This window comes from Pseudomonas sp. RW10S2 (assembly GCF_014268985.1).
In the GTDB taxonomy this organism is placed as follows: domain Bacteria; phylum Pseudomonadota; class Gammaproteobacteria; order Pseudomonadales; family Pseudomonadaceae; genus Aquipseudomonas; species Aquipseudomonas wayambapalatensis.
The window spans coordinates 1-13,907 of the sequence record NZ_JABWRO010000030.1; the positions used below are offsets into that span (position 1 = coordinate 1).

At 63.1% G+C, this 13,907-nt stretch carries 12 protein-coding genes and 1 pseudogene; 5 read left to right on the plus strand and 8 right to left on the minus strand.

Going from position 1 to position 13,907, the window contains the following annotated elements; all coding sequences use genetic code 11:
• Positions 1–39: 39 nt before the first annotated feature.
• Both HU729_RS09150 and HU729_RS09155 read right to left on the minus strand, forming a co-directional pair.
• Positions 40–534, minus strand: a complete 495-nt coding sequence (locus HU729_RS09150; protein ID WP_186665073.1) for a DUF934 domain-containing protein — start codon at positions 532–534, stop codon at positions 40–42.
• Positions 518–2,170 carry a nitrite/sulfite reductase gene (locus tag HU729_RS09155; RefSeq protein WP_186709650.1) on the minus strand — a complete coding sequence of 551 codons (1,653 nt, stop codon included), beginning with the start codon at positions 2,168–2,170 and terminating at the stop codon, positions 518–520. Before HU729_RS09155 ends, HU729_RS09150 begins: the two co-directional genes overlap by 17 nt.
• 216 nt (positions 2,171–2,386) lie before the next feature.
• Between HU729_RS09155 and HU729_RS09160 the strand changes: the two genes are divergently transcribed.
• Positions 2,387–3,466, plus strand: coding sequence for an ABC transporter substrate-binding protein (locus tag HU729_RS09160; protein WP_186709651.1), 1,080 nt, complete (start codon positions 2,387–2,389; stop codon positions 3,464–3,466).
• Between the two features lie 294 nt (positions 3,467–3,760).
• On the opposite strand, the gene HU729_RS09165 is transcribed toward HU729_RS09160, so the two are convergent.
• From HU729_RS09165 to HU729_RS09175, 3 genes are read right to left on the minus strand one after another with little or no spacing between them, the layout of a single operon-like run.
• A complete protein-coding gene (locus HU729_RS09165; RefSeq protein ID WP_054890753.1) occupies positions 3,761–3,979 on the minus strand; it encodes a DUF2970 domain-containing protein in 219 nt (72 codons plus the stop codon).
• A gap of 54 nt (positions 3,980–4,033) precedes the next feature.
• Positions 4,034–4,867: a TIGR03915 family putative DNA repair protein gene (locus tag HU729_RS09170; RefSeq protein WP_186709652.1), complete on the minus strand. Its 834-nt coding sequence runs from the start codon at positions 4,865–4,867 to the stop codon at positions 4,034–4,036.
• Complete coding sequence (locus tag HU729_RS09175; RefSeq protein WP_186665064.1) at positions 4,858–6,078, minus strand: putative DNA modification/repair radical SAM protein; 1,221 nt, start codon at positions 6,076–6,078, stop codon at positions 4,858–4,860. The genes HU729_RS09170 and HU729_RS09175 overlap by 10 nt, the downstream gene beginning before the upstream one ends.
• 253 nt (positions 6,079–6,331) lie before the next feature.
• On the opposite strand from HU729_RS09175, the gene mqo reads away from it, so the two are divergent.
• Positions 6,332–7,906: a malate dehydrogenase (quinone) gene (gene mqo / locus HU729_RS09180; RefSeq protein ID WP_186709653.1), complete on the plus strand. Its 1,575-nt coding sequence runs from the start codon at positions 6,332–6,334 to the stop codon at positions 7,904–7,906.
• 115 nt (positions 7,907–8,021) lie between these two features.
• Positions 8,022–8,320 (plus strand): annotated as a pseudogene (locus HU729_RS09185) (Rid family hydrolase).
• A 42-nt stretch (positions 8,321–8,362) separates the two neighbouring features.
• Here the strand turns inward: HU729_RS09185 and HU729_RS09190 are convergent.
• The 3 genes from HU729_RS09190 to HU729_RS09200 form a co-directional block, all read right to left on the minus strand.
• The gene (locus HU729_RS09190) at positions 8,363–9,607 is read right to left on the minus strand and encodes a saccharopine dehydrogenase family protein (RefSeq protein ID WP_028691662.1); all 1,245 of its coding nucleotides are present in this window, start codon (positions 9,605–9,607) and stop codon (positions 8,363–8,365) included.
• A 31-nt stretch (positions 9,608–9,638) separates the two neighbouring features.
• Entirely contained in the window at positions 9,639–10,736 is a 1,098-nt protein-coding gene (gene nspC, locus HU729_RS09195) for a carboxynorspermidine decarboxylase (RefSeq protein ID WP_186665060.1), read from the minus strand.
• Positions 10,737–10,969: 233 nt separating this feature from the next.
• On the minus strand, positions 10,970–11,365 hold the full coding sequence (locus HU729_RS09200) for a RidA family protein (RefSeq protein WP_186665058.1): 396 nt from the start codon (positions 11,363–11,365) through the stop codon (positions 10,970–10,972).
• Positions 11,366–11,476: 111 nt separating this feature from the next.
• On the opposite strand from HU729_RS09200, the gene HU729_RS09205 reads away from it, so the two are divergent.
• A complete protein-coding gene (locus tag HU729_RS09205; protein ID WP_186709656.1) occupies positions 11,477–12,403 on the plus strand; it encodes a LysR family transcriptional regulator in 927 nt (308 codons plus the stop codon).
• Between the two features lie 30 nt (positions 12,404–12,433).
• Entirely contained in the window at positions 12,434–13,888 is a 1,455-nt protein-coding gene (locus HU729_RS09210; RefSeq protein WP_186709657.1) for an ATP-binding protein, read from the plus strand.
• Positions 13,889–13,907 lie beyond the last annotated feature (19 nt).

Below are 13,907 nucleotides of genomic sequence, written 5' to 3' on the forward strand. Positions count from 1 at the left end.
CCCGCCAGAAGGCGGGCCGTTCGTTACAGCAGGCGGCGATCAGCGGCGGCGGAACAGCGGCAGCGGCTCGTCGGTGGCACCCTGGTAGGTGACCGAGAAGTCCTTCAGGCTCTGCAGCGCGTCTTGCGGGTCCTTGTCAGCACGGATCGCGAAGGCGTCGAAACCACAGCGGGCCATGTAGAACAACTGGTCGCGCAGGACGTCGCCGATGGCGCGCAGTTCGCCCTTGTACTGGTAGCGGTCACGCAGCAGGCGCGCATTGGAGTAGTTGCGCCCGTCGGTGAACGCCGGGAAGTTCAGGGCGATGACCTGGAAGTGCTGGACGTCCTCGCCGATTTCCTCGGCTTCTTCGTCGCTGTCCAGCCACACGCCCAGGCCGCCGTCGCGGGCCTTGAGGGCATGGGCATGGTCACGCCACAGCTGCAGCGGAACGATGTAGTCGTCGCAGTTGGTCAGTTCGTCGAACGAGGTACCCTTGGGCAGCAGGTGCCAGGTTTCGTCGACGAGCTGGTTGTTCTTAATGATTCGCTGCATAGACGCGTTCCTTGAATGGGTCGATGCCGATACGCTGGTAGGTGTCGATGAAGCGCTCGTCTTCGTTGCGCTGCTCGACGTACACGTTGATCAGCTTCTCGATCACGTCAGCCATGTCGTCCTGGGCGAAGGAGGGGCCGAGGATCTTGCCAAGGGTCGCATCGCGCGCGGCGTTGCCGCCCAACGACACCTGGTAGAACTCCTCGCCTTTCTTGTCCACGCCGAGGATGCCGATGTGGCCCACGTGGTGGTGGCCGCAGGCGTTCATGCAGCCGGAGATGTTCAGGTCGAGCTCGCCGATGTCGAACAGGTAGTCCAGGTCGTCGAAGCGGCGCTGGATGGATTCGGCGATCGGGATCGACTTGGCGTTGGCCAGGGAGCAGAAGTCGCCACCCGGGCAGCAGATGATGTCGGTCAGCAGGCCGATGTTCGGCGTGGCAAAACCACTTTCACGCAGTTCCAGCCACAGCGCGTGCAGCTGACGCTGCTCGACGTCGGCGAGGATGATGTTCTGCTCGTGGGAGGTGCGCAGGTGGCCGAAGCTGTAGCGGTCGGCCAGGTCGGCGACGGCATCGAGCTGCTTGTCGGTCAAGTCGCCTGGGGCTACGCCGGTGGGCTTGAGCGACAGGGTGACTGCGACATAACCCGGCTTCTTGTGGGCGCGGGTGTTGCGCGAACGCCAGCGGGCGAAGCCAGGGTTTTCCTGGTCCAGGGCGCTGTAGTCGACGTTTTCCAGCGCGAGGTACTCGGGGTCGACGAAGTGACGTGCGACGCGTTGCAGCTCGGCTTCGGTCAGGGTGGTGCTGCCGCCGCGCAGGTGAGCCATCTCGGCTTCGACCTTTTCGGCGAACACTTCCGGGGTAAGGGCCTTGACCAGGATCTTGATCCGCGCCTTGTACTTGTTGTCACGGCGGCCGTAACGGTTGTACACGCGCAGGATGGCGTCCAGGTAGCTGAGCAGGTCCTGCCAGGGCAGGAACTCGTTGATGAACGCACCGATCACCGGGGTACGGCCCAGGCCGCCGCCGACCAGGACGCGGAAGCCCAGCTCGCCGGCTTCGTTGTGCACCGGCTCCAGGCCGATGTCGTGCACTTCGATGGCGGCGCGGTCGTCCTTCGAGCCGTTGACGGCGATCTTGAACTTGCGCGGCAGGTAGGCGAATTCCGGGTGGAAGGTGGTCCACTGGCGGACGATCTCGCACCAGGGGCGCGGGTCGATCAGCTCATCGGCGGCGACACCGGCGAACTGGTCGGTGGTGACGTTGCGCAGGCAGTTGCCGCTGGTCTGGATCGCGTGCATCTGCACGGTGGCGAGTTCGGCCAGGATGTCCGGGACGTCTTCCAGCGCCGGCCAGTTGTACTGCACGTTCTGGCGGGTGGAGATGTGGGCGTAGCCCTTGTCGTAGTCACGGGCGATCTTCGCCAGCATGCGGACCTGGCCGGCGTTCAGCTGGCCGTAAGGCACGGCGACACGCAGCATCGGCGCGAAACGTTGGATGTAGAGGCCGTTCTGCAGGCGCAGAGGGCGGAATTCTTCTTCGCTCAGCTCACCGGCCAGGTAGCGGCGGGTCTGATCACGGAACTGCTTGACGCGGTCCTCGATGATCCGCTGATCGTACTCGTCGTATACGTACATAAAAGTCCTGTCTCAGGCTGCATGCAGCTAATCGCGCGCACGGCCGCGCACTCCGGGTCGGAGCGGGGGAACGATAACAGGTTGTATTTATGCGCTAAAGTGATGTTTTTGCATATGAAAAGAACCAATTGGACTAAGTGAGACTGGCTGCTATTTGTCGGGTGGCTGGCCCGGCGCCGTTATACTGAGCCCCTTTGCATTGCAGGGATGTTGCGCATGTTCATCAGGGCGCTGTGCCGCAGTCTGTGCCTGGGTCTGCCATTGGTGGCGAGCGCCCAGGCGGCTTCGGTGGTGTTTCTCAACCCGGGCTTGTCCGATGAGACGTTCTGGGTCAGTTATTCGCACTTCATGCAGGCCGCCGCCGACGATCTGGGGATGGACCTGCGGGTGGAATACGGCGAGCGCCAGGCCGAGCGGCAACTCGAGCAGGCGCGGGCCGTCCTACGGGGGGCGCACAAGCCAGACTATTTGGTGTTGGTCAACGAGCAGTACGTCGCGCCGGAGATCATGCGGCTGTCCCAGGGCAGCGGGGTCAAGCTGCTGTTGGTCAACAACGCCCTGACCGAGGGGCAGGCCGAGGAGATTCAGGCGCAGCCGGGTAAGTATGCCGCGCTGCTCGCGTCGCTGGTCGGCAATGACGAACAGGCGGGTTACCAGATGCTGCACGATCTGGTCGCCAGTTTGCCCAGGACTGGCGAACCGATCGAGCTGCTGGCGTTCTCCGGCATCAGCACCACGCCGGCTTCGCAACTGCGCGAGCAGGGCATGCGGCGGGCGTTGGCCGAGCTTGCGCAGGTACGCTTGCGCCAGGTGGTGTATGGCGGCTGGAGTCGCCAACGGGCCTTCGAACAGGCCCAACTGCTGCTGCAGCGCTATCCACGCGTGCGCCTGGTGTGGTCGGCGAACGACGAGATGGCGTTCGGTGCGATGCAGGCATTCGAGGCGGTTGGCCGGGTGCCGGGGCGCGATGTGCTGTTCAGTGCGGTCAACAGTTCGCCCGAGGCCTTGCAGGCTCGCGTGGATGGGCGACTGAGCGTGCTCATGGGCGGGCACTTCAGCCTGGGGGGTTGGGCCATGGTGATGCTGCATGACGATGCCCGGGGCCTGGCGCTGAACCGTGACGGGCAACACCTGTACCGCCTGCCGGTGCTGCAGGCCATCGATGCGGTGAAGGCCAGGCGCTGGCTCGAACTGAGCGCCCGTAAAGGCTATGGCGTCGACTTTCAGCGCTACAGCGCCGAGGGACGAGACACCGATTATCGCTACCCGTTCCTGACGTCACCCGTCGATTATTGAAAAACCCTGCTTGAGCAAAGGGCATTGCTGGGCTTAACTGCTTATGTGACGTGCATTCCCATAACCACTACAAGAGGTAATGCAATGGGAAACCCGACCAAGCTCCGCAAGCCTGACAGCAGTGTCGACGCCTGGGCGATCCTGTGCCTGATCGTGCTGGTTGTCGTGACCGCTGTGTATTGGGTCAGCCATCAGTAACGCAAATTTCAGACCGTGAACCGCAACTGAGCCGCCCGCGGGAGGGAATTCCGCGGGCGGATGCGTTTGGGCGGTGGTATCGCGTTTCAAGGGCAATCAGCGCCCCGTCAGGTGCATCGCCAATTGCACCAGCCCCACCAGCACCAGGATGAACACCAGGGTGAACATCACCCCCATCACGATGAAGTGGCTGGCCTTGCCGTGGGTGAAGTCGCGTGCGCGGTTCTTGCCGCTCTGCACACCGAAGGCGGCGGCGAGGATGCTGTGCAGCATCTGCCAGAAGGTTGGCGGCTTGCCTTGGCTGGAATCGTCCATGGTCGCTCCTGGAAAATCTGAGGCAATCAGCGAAAGTGTAGGCAAGAACGGCGCTCAGCGCCCGACCCGCTTGCCTCGCTGCAAGCCCACCTCCAGTGCCTGGCCGTCACGTTGTTTGCCCTGGCGCGCCAGGCTTTCGAGCTGGGGAATGAGCATGCCTTCGGGCAAGTGGCGCCAGAACCGCCCCGGCATGTGCAGGCGCAGGGCATCAGGATTCAACCGCGCCGGATTGAAGGTGGAGCGGTAGTAGGTACGCCACAGTTCGGCGCCGGGATCTTCGGCATGGCGTGCCCAGTCGATCCACTCACCTGGACATTGCCGACGGTAGTCGAGCTTGCTGCCGTCGAAACGAATGCCATCGGTGGGCGTTGCGATCAGCCAGCGTTGGCGCCCGAGGCGATCGGCAAAATGGCTACTGGCGCTTTCAAGGATGTCATGGGCGGGTTCGTGGTAGGCCACCAGGTCCAGTTGCAGGCGTTCGGCGACCGCTTCCGGCAGCGGCACGAAGCGCACGAAGGCGTGCAGGTGATGCGCCTCGCGGGAGACCTGCTGGATACGCCGCTGCAACTCGCTGCCCAGGCGATCACCGGCAAGCATTGCCGTGCGATCCCCATGGGCGACGCGCCAGAGCACTTCGTACAGCAGGTTCCAGCGTTGCGCGCCGCGATAGCGCGCCGCCTGCTCGAGTTGTGCGAGCAAGGCCGCCGGTACTCGCGGGCGGAATGGGCCGGGCCCTTCTGGCAACGGCGTGGCAATGGCGAGCAGGTCGTCCATCGGGCCCTGGCTCCAGGTCACGTCGGCCGGGTCGATGCCATGGCCGAGCAGTACCCGCGCTTGCTTGCGCCAGGTGTCGAACAGGTCGTCGCAATCCAGCGCGATCATGCCCAAAGCCCCATCTGCACCGGCGCCTGCGGCTCGCGCAGGCGTTGGCGCAACAGGCCGCTGCGCAGTTCGGCCTGGGCCGGGCGGTAATCACTGGTGACGATGAACGGACGGGCTTTTTCCAGCACGCAACGCAACTGGATCAGGTCGTCGTAGCGAATGCGCCGCTCGCGGCGCAGTGTCACCAGGCGCTGCACGCTGCGCAGGCCGATACCGGGGATGCGGGCGAGCAGGGCGGGTTCGGCGCGATTCAGGTCCAGCGGAAAGACCTCGCGGTTTGCCAGGGCCCAGGCCAGCTTGGGGTCGATGTCCAGCGCCAGGTTGCCGGCCTGGCCGAGCAGCTCGCCAGCCTTGTAGCCGTAGCCGCGCATCAGGAAGTCGGCCTGGTACAGGCGATGTTCGCGCAACAGCGGCGGGGCGGCCAGCGGCACGCTGTTGGGGCTGTCCGGAATGGGGCTGAAGGCGGAGTAGTACACACGCTTGAGGCCATAGCCCTGGTACAGCGATTCGGCGTTGCGCAGCAAGGTGCGGTCGTCGGTGGCGTCGGCGCCGACGATCACCTGGGTGCTCTGCCCGGCCGGGGTGAAGCGTGGCGCCCTGGGTTCGTTGGCCACGGCCTGCTGACCCTGGTGAATCACGCCCATGGCCTGGCGGATGGTGTGCGCCTGTTTCTCCGGGGCCAGGCGCTTGAGGCTGGCCTCGGTGGGCAGTTCGACGTTGACGCTCAGGCGGTCGGCCAGGCGCCCGGCTTCCTCGATCAGCAGTGGATCGGCATCGGGGATGGTCTTGAGGTGGATGTAGCCACGAAAGCCATGCTCTTCACGCAACAGCCGCGCCACTCGATTCAACTGCTCCATGGTGTAGTCGGCCGAGCGGATGATGCCCGAACTCAGGAACAGCCCGCTGATGCAGTTGCGCCGGTAGAAGTCGAGGGTCAGGCGCACCACTTCCTCGGGGCTGAAGCGTGCGCGAGGCACGTTGCTGGAGCGGCGATTGACGCAGTACTGGCAGTCGTACAGGCAAAAGTTGGTGAGCAACACCTTGAGCAGCGATACGCAGCGCCCGTCAGGGGTATAGCTGTGGCAGATGCCCATGCCATCGGTGGCGCCAAGCCCGTCACGCCCCCGCGAGCTGCGCTTGGGCGCGCCGCTGCTGGCGCAGGAAGCATCGTATTTGGCGGCGTCGGCGAGGATGCCGAGCTTGGCGATGAGTTGCATGGGGATGTCTCGTGATACTGGTTTTTCATACAGTATTTGCAGAGCGGTCGACTTGCAAGAGGCTTCTTGAAGTCGCCTGACGGCCTGCCAGCGGATCCGCCTTCAGAACCTGAATGCGCGTGCGGCTAACCTGAGTGAATCACTCAGCTAAGCTTGCCTGAGCTTTTGGACACCAAAGGCACGGGTGCGCGGACCAGGGGCAAGGCACATTCACGGACAGGATCGGGGCCAGCGGCGCCTCGACGGAGGGAGCATGAACAGAGGAATCGCATTCAAACCGGCCCTGGCGGGCCTGGCCCTGGCCTTTGCCCTGACGGGTGTACAGGCTGCCGAGGGCAAGCGGGTTGACGTATTGCTGGTGGGCGGTGGGATCATGAGCTCCACGCTTGCTGTCTGGCTCAACGAGCTCGAGCCCGGATGGTCGATGGAGATGATCGAGCGGCTGGACAAGGTCGCCGAGGAAAGCTCCAACGGTTGGAACAACGCCGGTACCGGGCATTCGGCGCTGGCCGAGCTGAACTACACCCCTGAAAAGGACGGCAAGATCGACATCAGCAAGGCGGTGGAGATCAACGAGTCGTTCCAGGTCACCCGGCAGTTTCTCGCCTGGCAGGTCAAGCAGGGCGTGCTGAAGAATCCACGCTCGTTCATCAACGCCACCCCGCACATGAGCTTTGTCTGGGGCGATGACAATATTCGCTTCCTGCGTAAACGCTATGAGGCACTGCAGGCCAGCCCGCTGTTCAAGCCCATGCAGTATTCGCAAGACAACGCGCAGATCGCCAAGTGGGTGCCGTTGATGATGGAGGGGCGCGACCCGAACCAGAAGCTTGCAGTGACCTGGACGCCGATCGGCACCGACGTCAATTTCGGCGAGATCACCCGCCAGTACGTGGCGTACCTGCAGACCCGCCCCAACTTCGACCTCAAGCTCTCCAGTGAGGTGCAGGACATCACCCGCAACGACGACGGTTCGTGGCATGTGGAGTACAAGAACCTCAAGGATGGCAGCACGTCGGCTACCGATGCCAAGTTTCTGTTCATCGGCGCCGGTGGCGCGGCGCTGCCGCTGTTGCAGAAGTCGGGCATCCCCGAGGCGAAGGAGTACGCAGGCTTCCCGGTTGGGGGATCGTTCCTGGTGACCGAGAACGCCGCCATTGCCGATCGCCACATGGCCAAGGCCTACGGTATCGCCTCGACGGGGGCGCCGCCGATGTCGGTGCCGCATCTGGATACCCGGGTGCTCGATGGCAAGCGGGTGATCCTGTTCGGGCCGTTTGCAACCTTCTCGACCAAGTTTCTCAAGGAGGGCTCGCTGCTCGACCTGTTCGGCAGCATGACCCTGCACAACAGTTGGCCGATGGTGCGTGTCGGGGTCCGCGAGTTCGACCTGGTGCAGTACCTGATCGGCCAGGTCATGCAGTCGGACGACGACCGCTTCGCTGCGCTGCAGACCTACTTCCCCCATGCGAAGAAAGAGGACTGGCGCCTGTGGCAGGCTGGGCAGCGCGTACAGATCATCAAGAAAGACCCTGAGCAGGGCGGGGTGCTCAAGCTTGGCACCGAGGTCGTGACCTCTGCCGACGGCAGCATTGCCGGGCTGCTGGGGGCTTCGCCGGGCGCCTCGACCGCGCCGCCGATCATGCTCGACCTGCTGCGCAAGGTGTTCAAGGACAAGGTCGCATCGGCACCGTGGCAGGAGAAGCTGCACCAGATCATCCCCAGCTACGGGCTCAAGTTGAACGAGCATCCTGACAAGGTGCAGCAGGAGTGGGACTACACCAATGAAGTGCTGCAACTGCAGCCTTTGACTTCGCCAGCGGGCTGAGCCCGGCGGGCTGGCGGCCCTGGTGCAGGGCCGCCAGATGCGTGCCGCCATGCCGCAGGCCGCTTTGCTGTTCGCTTGCTAAGATGCGTCCAATCTCAAGCACTGGACATCCTCGATGAGCGACCGCACTCCGATCATTCCCGCCTCCCAGCAAAAACTTGCCGAGCGCGCCGGTTATCTGCCGGCCTTGAAGGTCGGTAATACGTTGCGGCTGCCGGTTGCGATTTCGCGGATGTGGTGGAACTGACCACCTATCATGTCGGCTTGCGCGAGCACATGGCGGTGTTTCGTGCGGTGAAGGGCGAGCTGTTCCCGCGAGGTACCTGCCCCTGGACCTGTGTCGGTGTCAGCGAGCTGGCCCATGACGGGCTGCTGGTGGAGATCAAGTGCGTGGCGGTTGCGCGCCAGGGGTGAAATGCAGAAGGGGCGCCAACGGGCGCCCCTTCCTTTTGCTGCTTAGGCTTCAGCGTCCCATGGACGATCGCCTTTTTCATCCTTGACGCGGGTTGGCAGGCCCATCACGTCCAGCGCCTTGAGGAACGGCTCGGCGGGCAGTTCCTCGACGTTGACCATGCGCCCGGCATCCCACTCGCCACGGGCGACCAGCAGGGCTGCGGCCACCGGTGGTACACCCGCGGTGTAGGAGATGCCCTGGCTGTCGGTCTCGGCGTAGGCTTCTTCGTGGTCGGCGACGTTGTAGATGAACACTTCGCGCGGCTGGCCGTCCTTGGTGCCCTTGACCAGATCGCCAATGCAGGTCTTGCCGGTGTAGCCCGGTGCCAGGGAGGCTGGATCGGGCAGTACGGCCTTGACCACTTTCAGCGGCACCACTTCAAGGCCTTCGGCGGTCTTGACCGGTTGCTCGGAGAGCAGGCCGAGGTTCTTCAGCACAGTGAACACGTTGATGTAGTGTTCGCCGAAGCTCATCCAGAAGCGCACATTGGGTACGTTCAGGTTCTTCGAGATCGAGTGCACTTCGTCGTGACCGGTCAGGTAGAGGTTCTGCGAACCCACCACCGGCAGGTCGTCGGTGCGCTTGACCTCGAACATGGTGTTGCTGGTCCACTGGCTGTTCTGCCAGCTCCAGACTTGCCCGGTGAACTCGCGGAAGTTGATTTCCGGGTCGAAGTTGGTGGCGAAGTACTTGCCGTGGGAACCGGCATTGACGTCGAGAATGTCGATCGAATCAATGCGGTCGAAATACTGCTGCTGCGCGAGCTTCGCGTAGCTGTTGACCACACCCGGGTCGAAGCCGACACCGAGAATGGCGGTAATGTTCTTCTGCTGGCACTCCTCGAGATGCTTCCACTCGTAGTTGCCATACCAGGGCGGGGTTTCGCAGATCTTGCCCGGTTCTTCGTGAATCGCGGTATCCAGATAGGCGACACCGGTATCGATGCAGGCACGCAGCACCGACATGTTGAGGAAGGCGGAACCGACATTGATCACGATCTGCGATTCGGTTTCGCGGATCAGTGCCTTGGTCGCCTCGACATCGAGGGCGTTGAGCGAGAAGGCCTGGATGTCGGCGGGCACCTTGAGGCTACCCTTGGCCTTGACGCTGTCGATGATGGCCTGGCATTTGGAGATGTTCCGTGACGCAATCGCAATACGACCGAGTTCGTCGTTATGCTGTGCGCACTTGTGGGCCACCACCTTGGCGACACCTCCTGCACCAATGATAAGAACGTTCTTCTTCAATTTATCCCTTGCTCCTTACTGAAAGCCGGTCTTACGACAGGCTGGAAACGTAGTCTTCGAAACCGAACTCGCGCTTGACCTCGACGCTGCCGTCGAGCTGCTTGACGACGATGGCCGGCATCTTCAGACCGTTGAACCAGTTCTTCTTGACCATGGTGTAACCCGCTGCGTCGATGAACGACAGGCGATCGCCGATGGCCAGCGGACGATCGAATTGGTACTCGCCGAAGATGTCGCCGGCCAGGCACGACTTGCCGCAGACCATGTAGGTGTGCTCGCCGTCGTTGGGGGCCATCTTGGCGTTGAGGCGGTAGATCAGCAGGTCGAGCATGTGCGCTTCGATGGAGCTGTCGACCACGGCCAGGTGCTTGCCGTTGTAGAGGGTGTCGAGCACGGTGACTTCCAGCGAGGCGCTGTTGGTGATCGCCGCTTCACCGGGCTCCAGGTAGACCTGCACGCCGTACTTCTGCGAGAACTCTTTCAGGCGTGCGCAGAAAGCGTCGAGTGCATAGCCTTCGCCGGTGAAGTGGATGCCGCCGCCGAGGCTGACCCACTGGACCTTGTGCAGCAGGTGGCCGAAGCGCTCCTCGATGTGCGAGAGCATCTTGTCGAACAGGCTGAAGTCGCCGTTCTCGCAGTTGTTGTGGAACATGAAGCCGGAGATCTGCTCGATCACCGCTTCGATCTTCTCAGGGTCCCATTCGCCCAGACGGCTGAACGGACGCGCCGGATCGGCCAACAGGTAGTCGGAGCTGCTCACCTGCGGGTTGACGCGCAGGCCGCGGGTCTTGTCTTTGGACTGCTCGGCGAAACGCTCAAGCTGGCCGATGGAGTTGAAGATGATCTTGTCGCAGTTCTCCAGCATTTCCTCGACCTCGTCGTCGGCCCAGGCCACGCTGTAGGCGTGGGTTTCGCCGGCGAACTTCTGGCGGCCGAGCTTGAGCTCGTACAGCGAGGAGGAGGTGGTGCCGTCCATGTACTGCTCCATCAGGTCGAATACCGACCAGGTGGCGAAGCACTTGAGGGCGAGCAGGGCCTTGGCGCCGGATTGTTCGCGCACGTAGGCGATCTTCTCCAGGTTGCCCAGCAGCTTGGTTTTGTCGATGAGGTAGTACGGCGTCTTGATCATTTCAAAGGCCCCCGGCCAGGCCGGCCAAAAAAAGGACACGCATTGTGCCTTCACTTGCCGCATATCGAAAGAGCGCGAGGCGCATTTCGTCCGAGCTCGCAGGCTGCGTGGCGTGTGAGGGGAGTAGAGCAGGGGAATGTGACTGTCTTAATCGTTGTGGTGGGGCGGATGGCCCATACAGGTACGGCGCTGTACCAGGACTGCCCGGCGATAGGGCCATCTGCCTCGCTACATCAGTGCGGCAACCGCGCAACCACCTTGATCTCGAAATCGAACCCATACAGCCAGGTCACTCCGATCGCCGTCACGGTCGGGTACGGCGCCGGGCCCCAGAATTCCGCCCGCACCAAATCCCAGATGGCCTGGAACTTGTCTTGTGGGTCGACGATGAACAGGGTGACGTCCTGCACGTCATCGAAGCTGCAACCGGCGGCGGCGAGGATCGCATTCAGGTTGGCGAAGGCCCGGCGCACCTGGTTCTCAAGGCCCGGCTCGGGTGAGCCGTCGTCACGGCTGCCAACCTGCCCGGAGACGAACAGCAAGCCGTTGCTGCGCACGGCCGGGGAGTAGTGGTTGATGTCGTACAGGGCCTGGCGGCCAGCGGGGAATACAACGTCGCGTTGCTTCATGGTGTTTGTCCATCAGTGAGGTGATGGGGCGACTGTACGGGCCCAGACCTGTTCGATAAACGCGCCAGTCTGGTTATCATTGTTTGTTGATTCCAAGCAATCGAGGCGCAGATGGACCGGTTCGATGCAATGCGTGCCTTTGCCCGGGTGGTGGAGGCGGGCAGCTTCACCAAAGCTGCCGAGACGCTGCACATGAGTCGCACCAGTGTGACCCAGCTGGTGCAGCAGTTGGAAACGCGCTTGCGCGTGCGCCTGCTCAACCGCACCACACGCAAAGTGAGCGTGACCCGCGATGGCGAGCAGTTCTATCAGCGGGTGTTGCGCCTGTTGGCCGAGCTCGAGGATGCCGAGAGCAGCCTCAGCGGCGCTGCCGGTTTGCCGCGTGGCAAGCTGCGGGTCGATGTACCGAGCCCGCTGGCAAGCCTGGTGCTGGTGCCGGCGCTGCCGGACTTCCATGCCCGCTACCCGGACATCCAGATCGACATGGGCGTCAGCGATCGCATCGTCGACATCATTGGCGAGCACGTCGATTGCGTGGTACGTGGTGGCGAGTTGCTTGACCAATCGTTGATGGCGCGCAAGGTTGCCGACCTGCAGTTGGGGGTGTATGCGGCGCCGGCTTACCTCGAACGCCTGGGCACACCCGCCCACCCTTCCGAACTGGAGGATTCTGACCACCGCACGGTGGGTTTTCTCTGGGCGCGCACCGGCAGACCGCTGCCCTATGCCCTCGTTCGCGGAACCGAGCGGCTGCAGGTCAGGGGCACCCAGGTCTTGGCGGTGGACGACGGCAACGCCTACCTGGCAGCCGGGGTAGCGGGGCTTGGGGTGTTGTGGCTGCCGGACTACATGGCCCGTGCGCCACTGGCCAGTGGCGCGCTGGTGCGGGTGCTCGAAGATTGGCAGTTGGAGTCGATGCCGTTGTATGTCGCTTATCCGCCGAATCGGCATGTGGGCGCGCGGTTGCGGGTGTTCATCGACTGGGTGGTGGAGGTGATGGGCGCTGATCAGGGCCGTTTCCCCAACTCTGGGCTATAACCTTCAAAGGTACCCCATCGCGGAGTCGCCATGGACCTTGCCCCCCGTTCCGACAGCCATGACCTTGCCAGCACCGAACGGGCGCACAAGCCGTTCGACCTGCTGCGCTGGTATGCCTGGGTCAGCCTGGCCATCATTCTCTCGGTGGCAATGGGGCTGGGGCTGATTTCCAGCCGTTTCGTCATCGACGAGAGTGTCGAGCGCGATGCGCTGCTGACCGCGCAATTCATCACCGCGATTGCCGATGCCGAAGTGCGCCATGTGGCCATCCCCAACGTACGTACCATGGGCGAGCTGCTCGATCCGCGCCTGGACGAGGCCATGCCCGAGGTCGATCCCGAGGCCCGGCGCAAGGCGCGCGGGGAGTTTCTCGACCATATCGCCCATCTGCCGGACATGCTCCTGGCCAACATCTATGCACCCGACCGCACAGTGATCTGGTCGAGCAATCCTGCATTGATCGGCAACCTGATCCACGTCGATGAAGACCTCGACCGGGCCTTCGAATACAAGATGCGTGTCTCTGCCAGCTATCACAATTTCGAGCAGGCGCGCAGCGAGCAGAAGTTCGTGACGCCGCCGGAGCAATTGTTCATCGAGAACTACATCCCGCTGTTCGATGCCGATGGTGAACGTGTCACGGCGATGGTGGAGATCTACAAGGAGCCCCACGACCTGATCGTGCGCATCGAGCATGGCCTGATGCTGATCTGGCTGGCGATCGTGGTCGGTGCCGGGCTGGTGTACATCGGCTTGTACGGGATCATGCGGCGCGCAGCCAGGGCCCTGGCGGTGCAGCAGAAGCGTCTGGTCAACAGTGAAACCTTCGTGGCGTTGGGCGAGATGTCCTCGGCGGTGGCGCACAGCCTGCGCAATCCGCTGGCCAGCATCCGTTCCAGCGCCGAACTGGCCCAGGCGTTCGACGAGGGGCCCGCGCAGAAGAACATCAACGACATCATCGGACAGGTCGATCGCATGTCCCAATGGGTCCGGCAACTGCTGCAGTCGTTGCGTCCGCTCAATGACAGCGCGGTCCCCGTCGACCTGGCCAAGGTCCTGCATGAAAGCCTGCAGGCCTTTGCCGTCCCCCTGGCCCGCAGCGGTGTGCAACTGGACGTCCAGCCCTTGCCGGTGGTGCAGGTACTGGGCCATCCGGAACTGCTCGGGCAGATCTTCGCCAGTCTTATCGGCAACGCACTGGAGTCCATGGAGCAGGGCGGCCGGCTAAAGGTGGAAGTGGTGCGCCAGGATCGGCGGATGCTGGTACTGCGCATGTCGGACACCGGGCGGGGCATGAACGAACAGCAGCAGCGCATGGCGTTCCGTCCGTTCTTCAGTACCAAGCAGGGCGGGCTGGGTGTCGGGTTGGTGCTGGTGAAGCGGATCATGGAGCGCTTCGGTGGGGCGGTCCGCCTGAGCAGTCGAGAGGGGGGCGGCACGCGTGTGTCGTTGAGTTTCCGGATTGCCAGAGCTGATATTTTTTAGAGCTTTTATCTTTAAATAT

Excerpts from the sequence above, each read along its gene's own strand:
- HU729_RS09150 (WP_186665073.1), bottom strand. The coding sequence starts at position 534 with ATGCAGCGAATCATTAAGAACAACCAGCTCGTCGACGAAACCTGGCAC.
- HU729_RS09155 (WP_186709650.1), bottom strand. The coding sequence starts at position 2,170 with ATGTACGTATACGACGAGTACGATCAGCGGATCATCGAGGACCGCGTC.
- HU729_RS09160 (WP_186709651.1), top strand. The coding sequence starts at position 2,387 with ATGTTCATCAGGGCGCTGTGCCGCAGTCTGTGCCTGGGTCTGCCATTG.
- HU729_RS09165 (WP_054890753.1), bottom strand. The coding sequence starts at position 3,979 with ATGGACGATTCCAGCCAAGGCAAGCCGCCAACCTTCTGGCAGATGCTG.
- HU729_RS09175 (WP_186665064.1), bottom strand. The coding sequence starts at position 6,078 with ATGCAACTCATCGCCAAGCTCGGCATCCTCGCCGACGCCGCCAAATAC.
- mqo (WP_186709653.1), top strand. The coding sequence starts at position 6,332 with ATGAACAGAGGAATCGCATTCAAACCGGCCCTGGCGGGCCTGGCCCTG.
- nspC (WP_186665060.1), bottom strand. The coding sequence starts at position 10,736 with ATGATCAAGACGCCGTACTACCTCATCGACAAAACCAAGCTGCTGGGC.
- HU729_RS09200 (WP_186665058.1), bottom strand. The coding sequence starts at position 11,365 with ATGAAGCAACGCGACGTTGTATTCCCCGCTGGCCGCCAGGCCCTGTAC.
- HU729_RS09205 (WP_186709656.1), top strand. The coding sequence starts at position 11,477 with ATGGACCGGTTCGATGCAATGCGTGCCTTTGCCCGGGTGGTGGAGGCG.
- HU729_RS09210 (WP_186709657.1), top strand. The coding sequence starts at position 12,434 with ATGGACCTTGCCCCCCGTTCCGACAGCCATGACCTTGCCAGCACCGAA.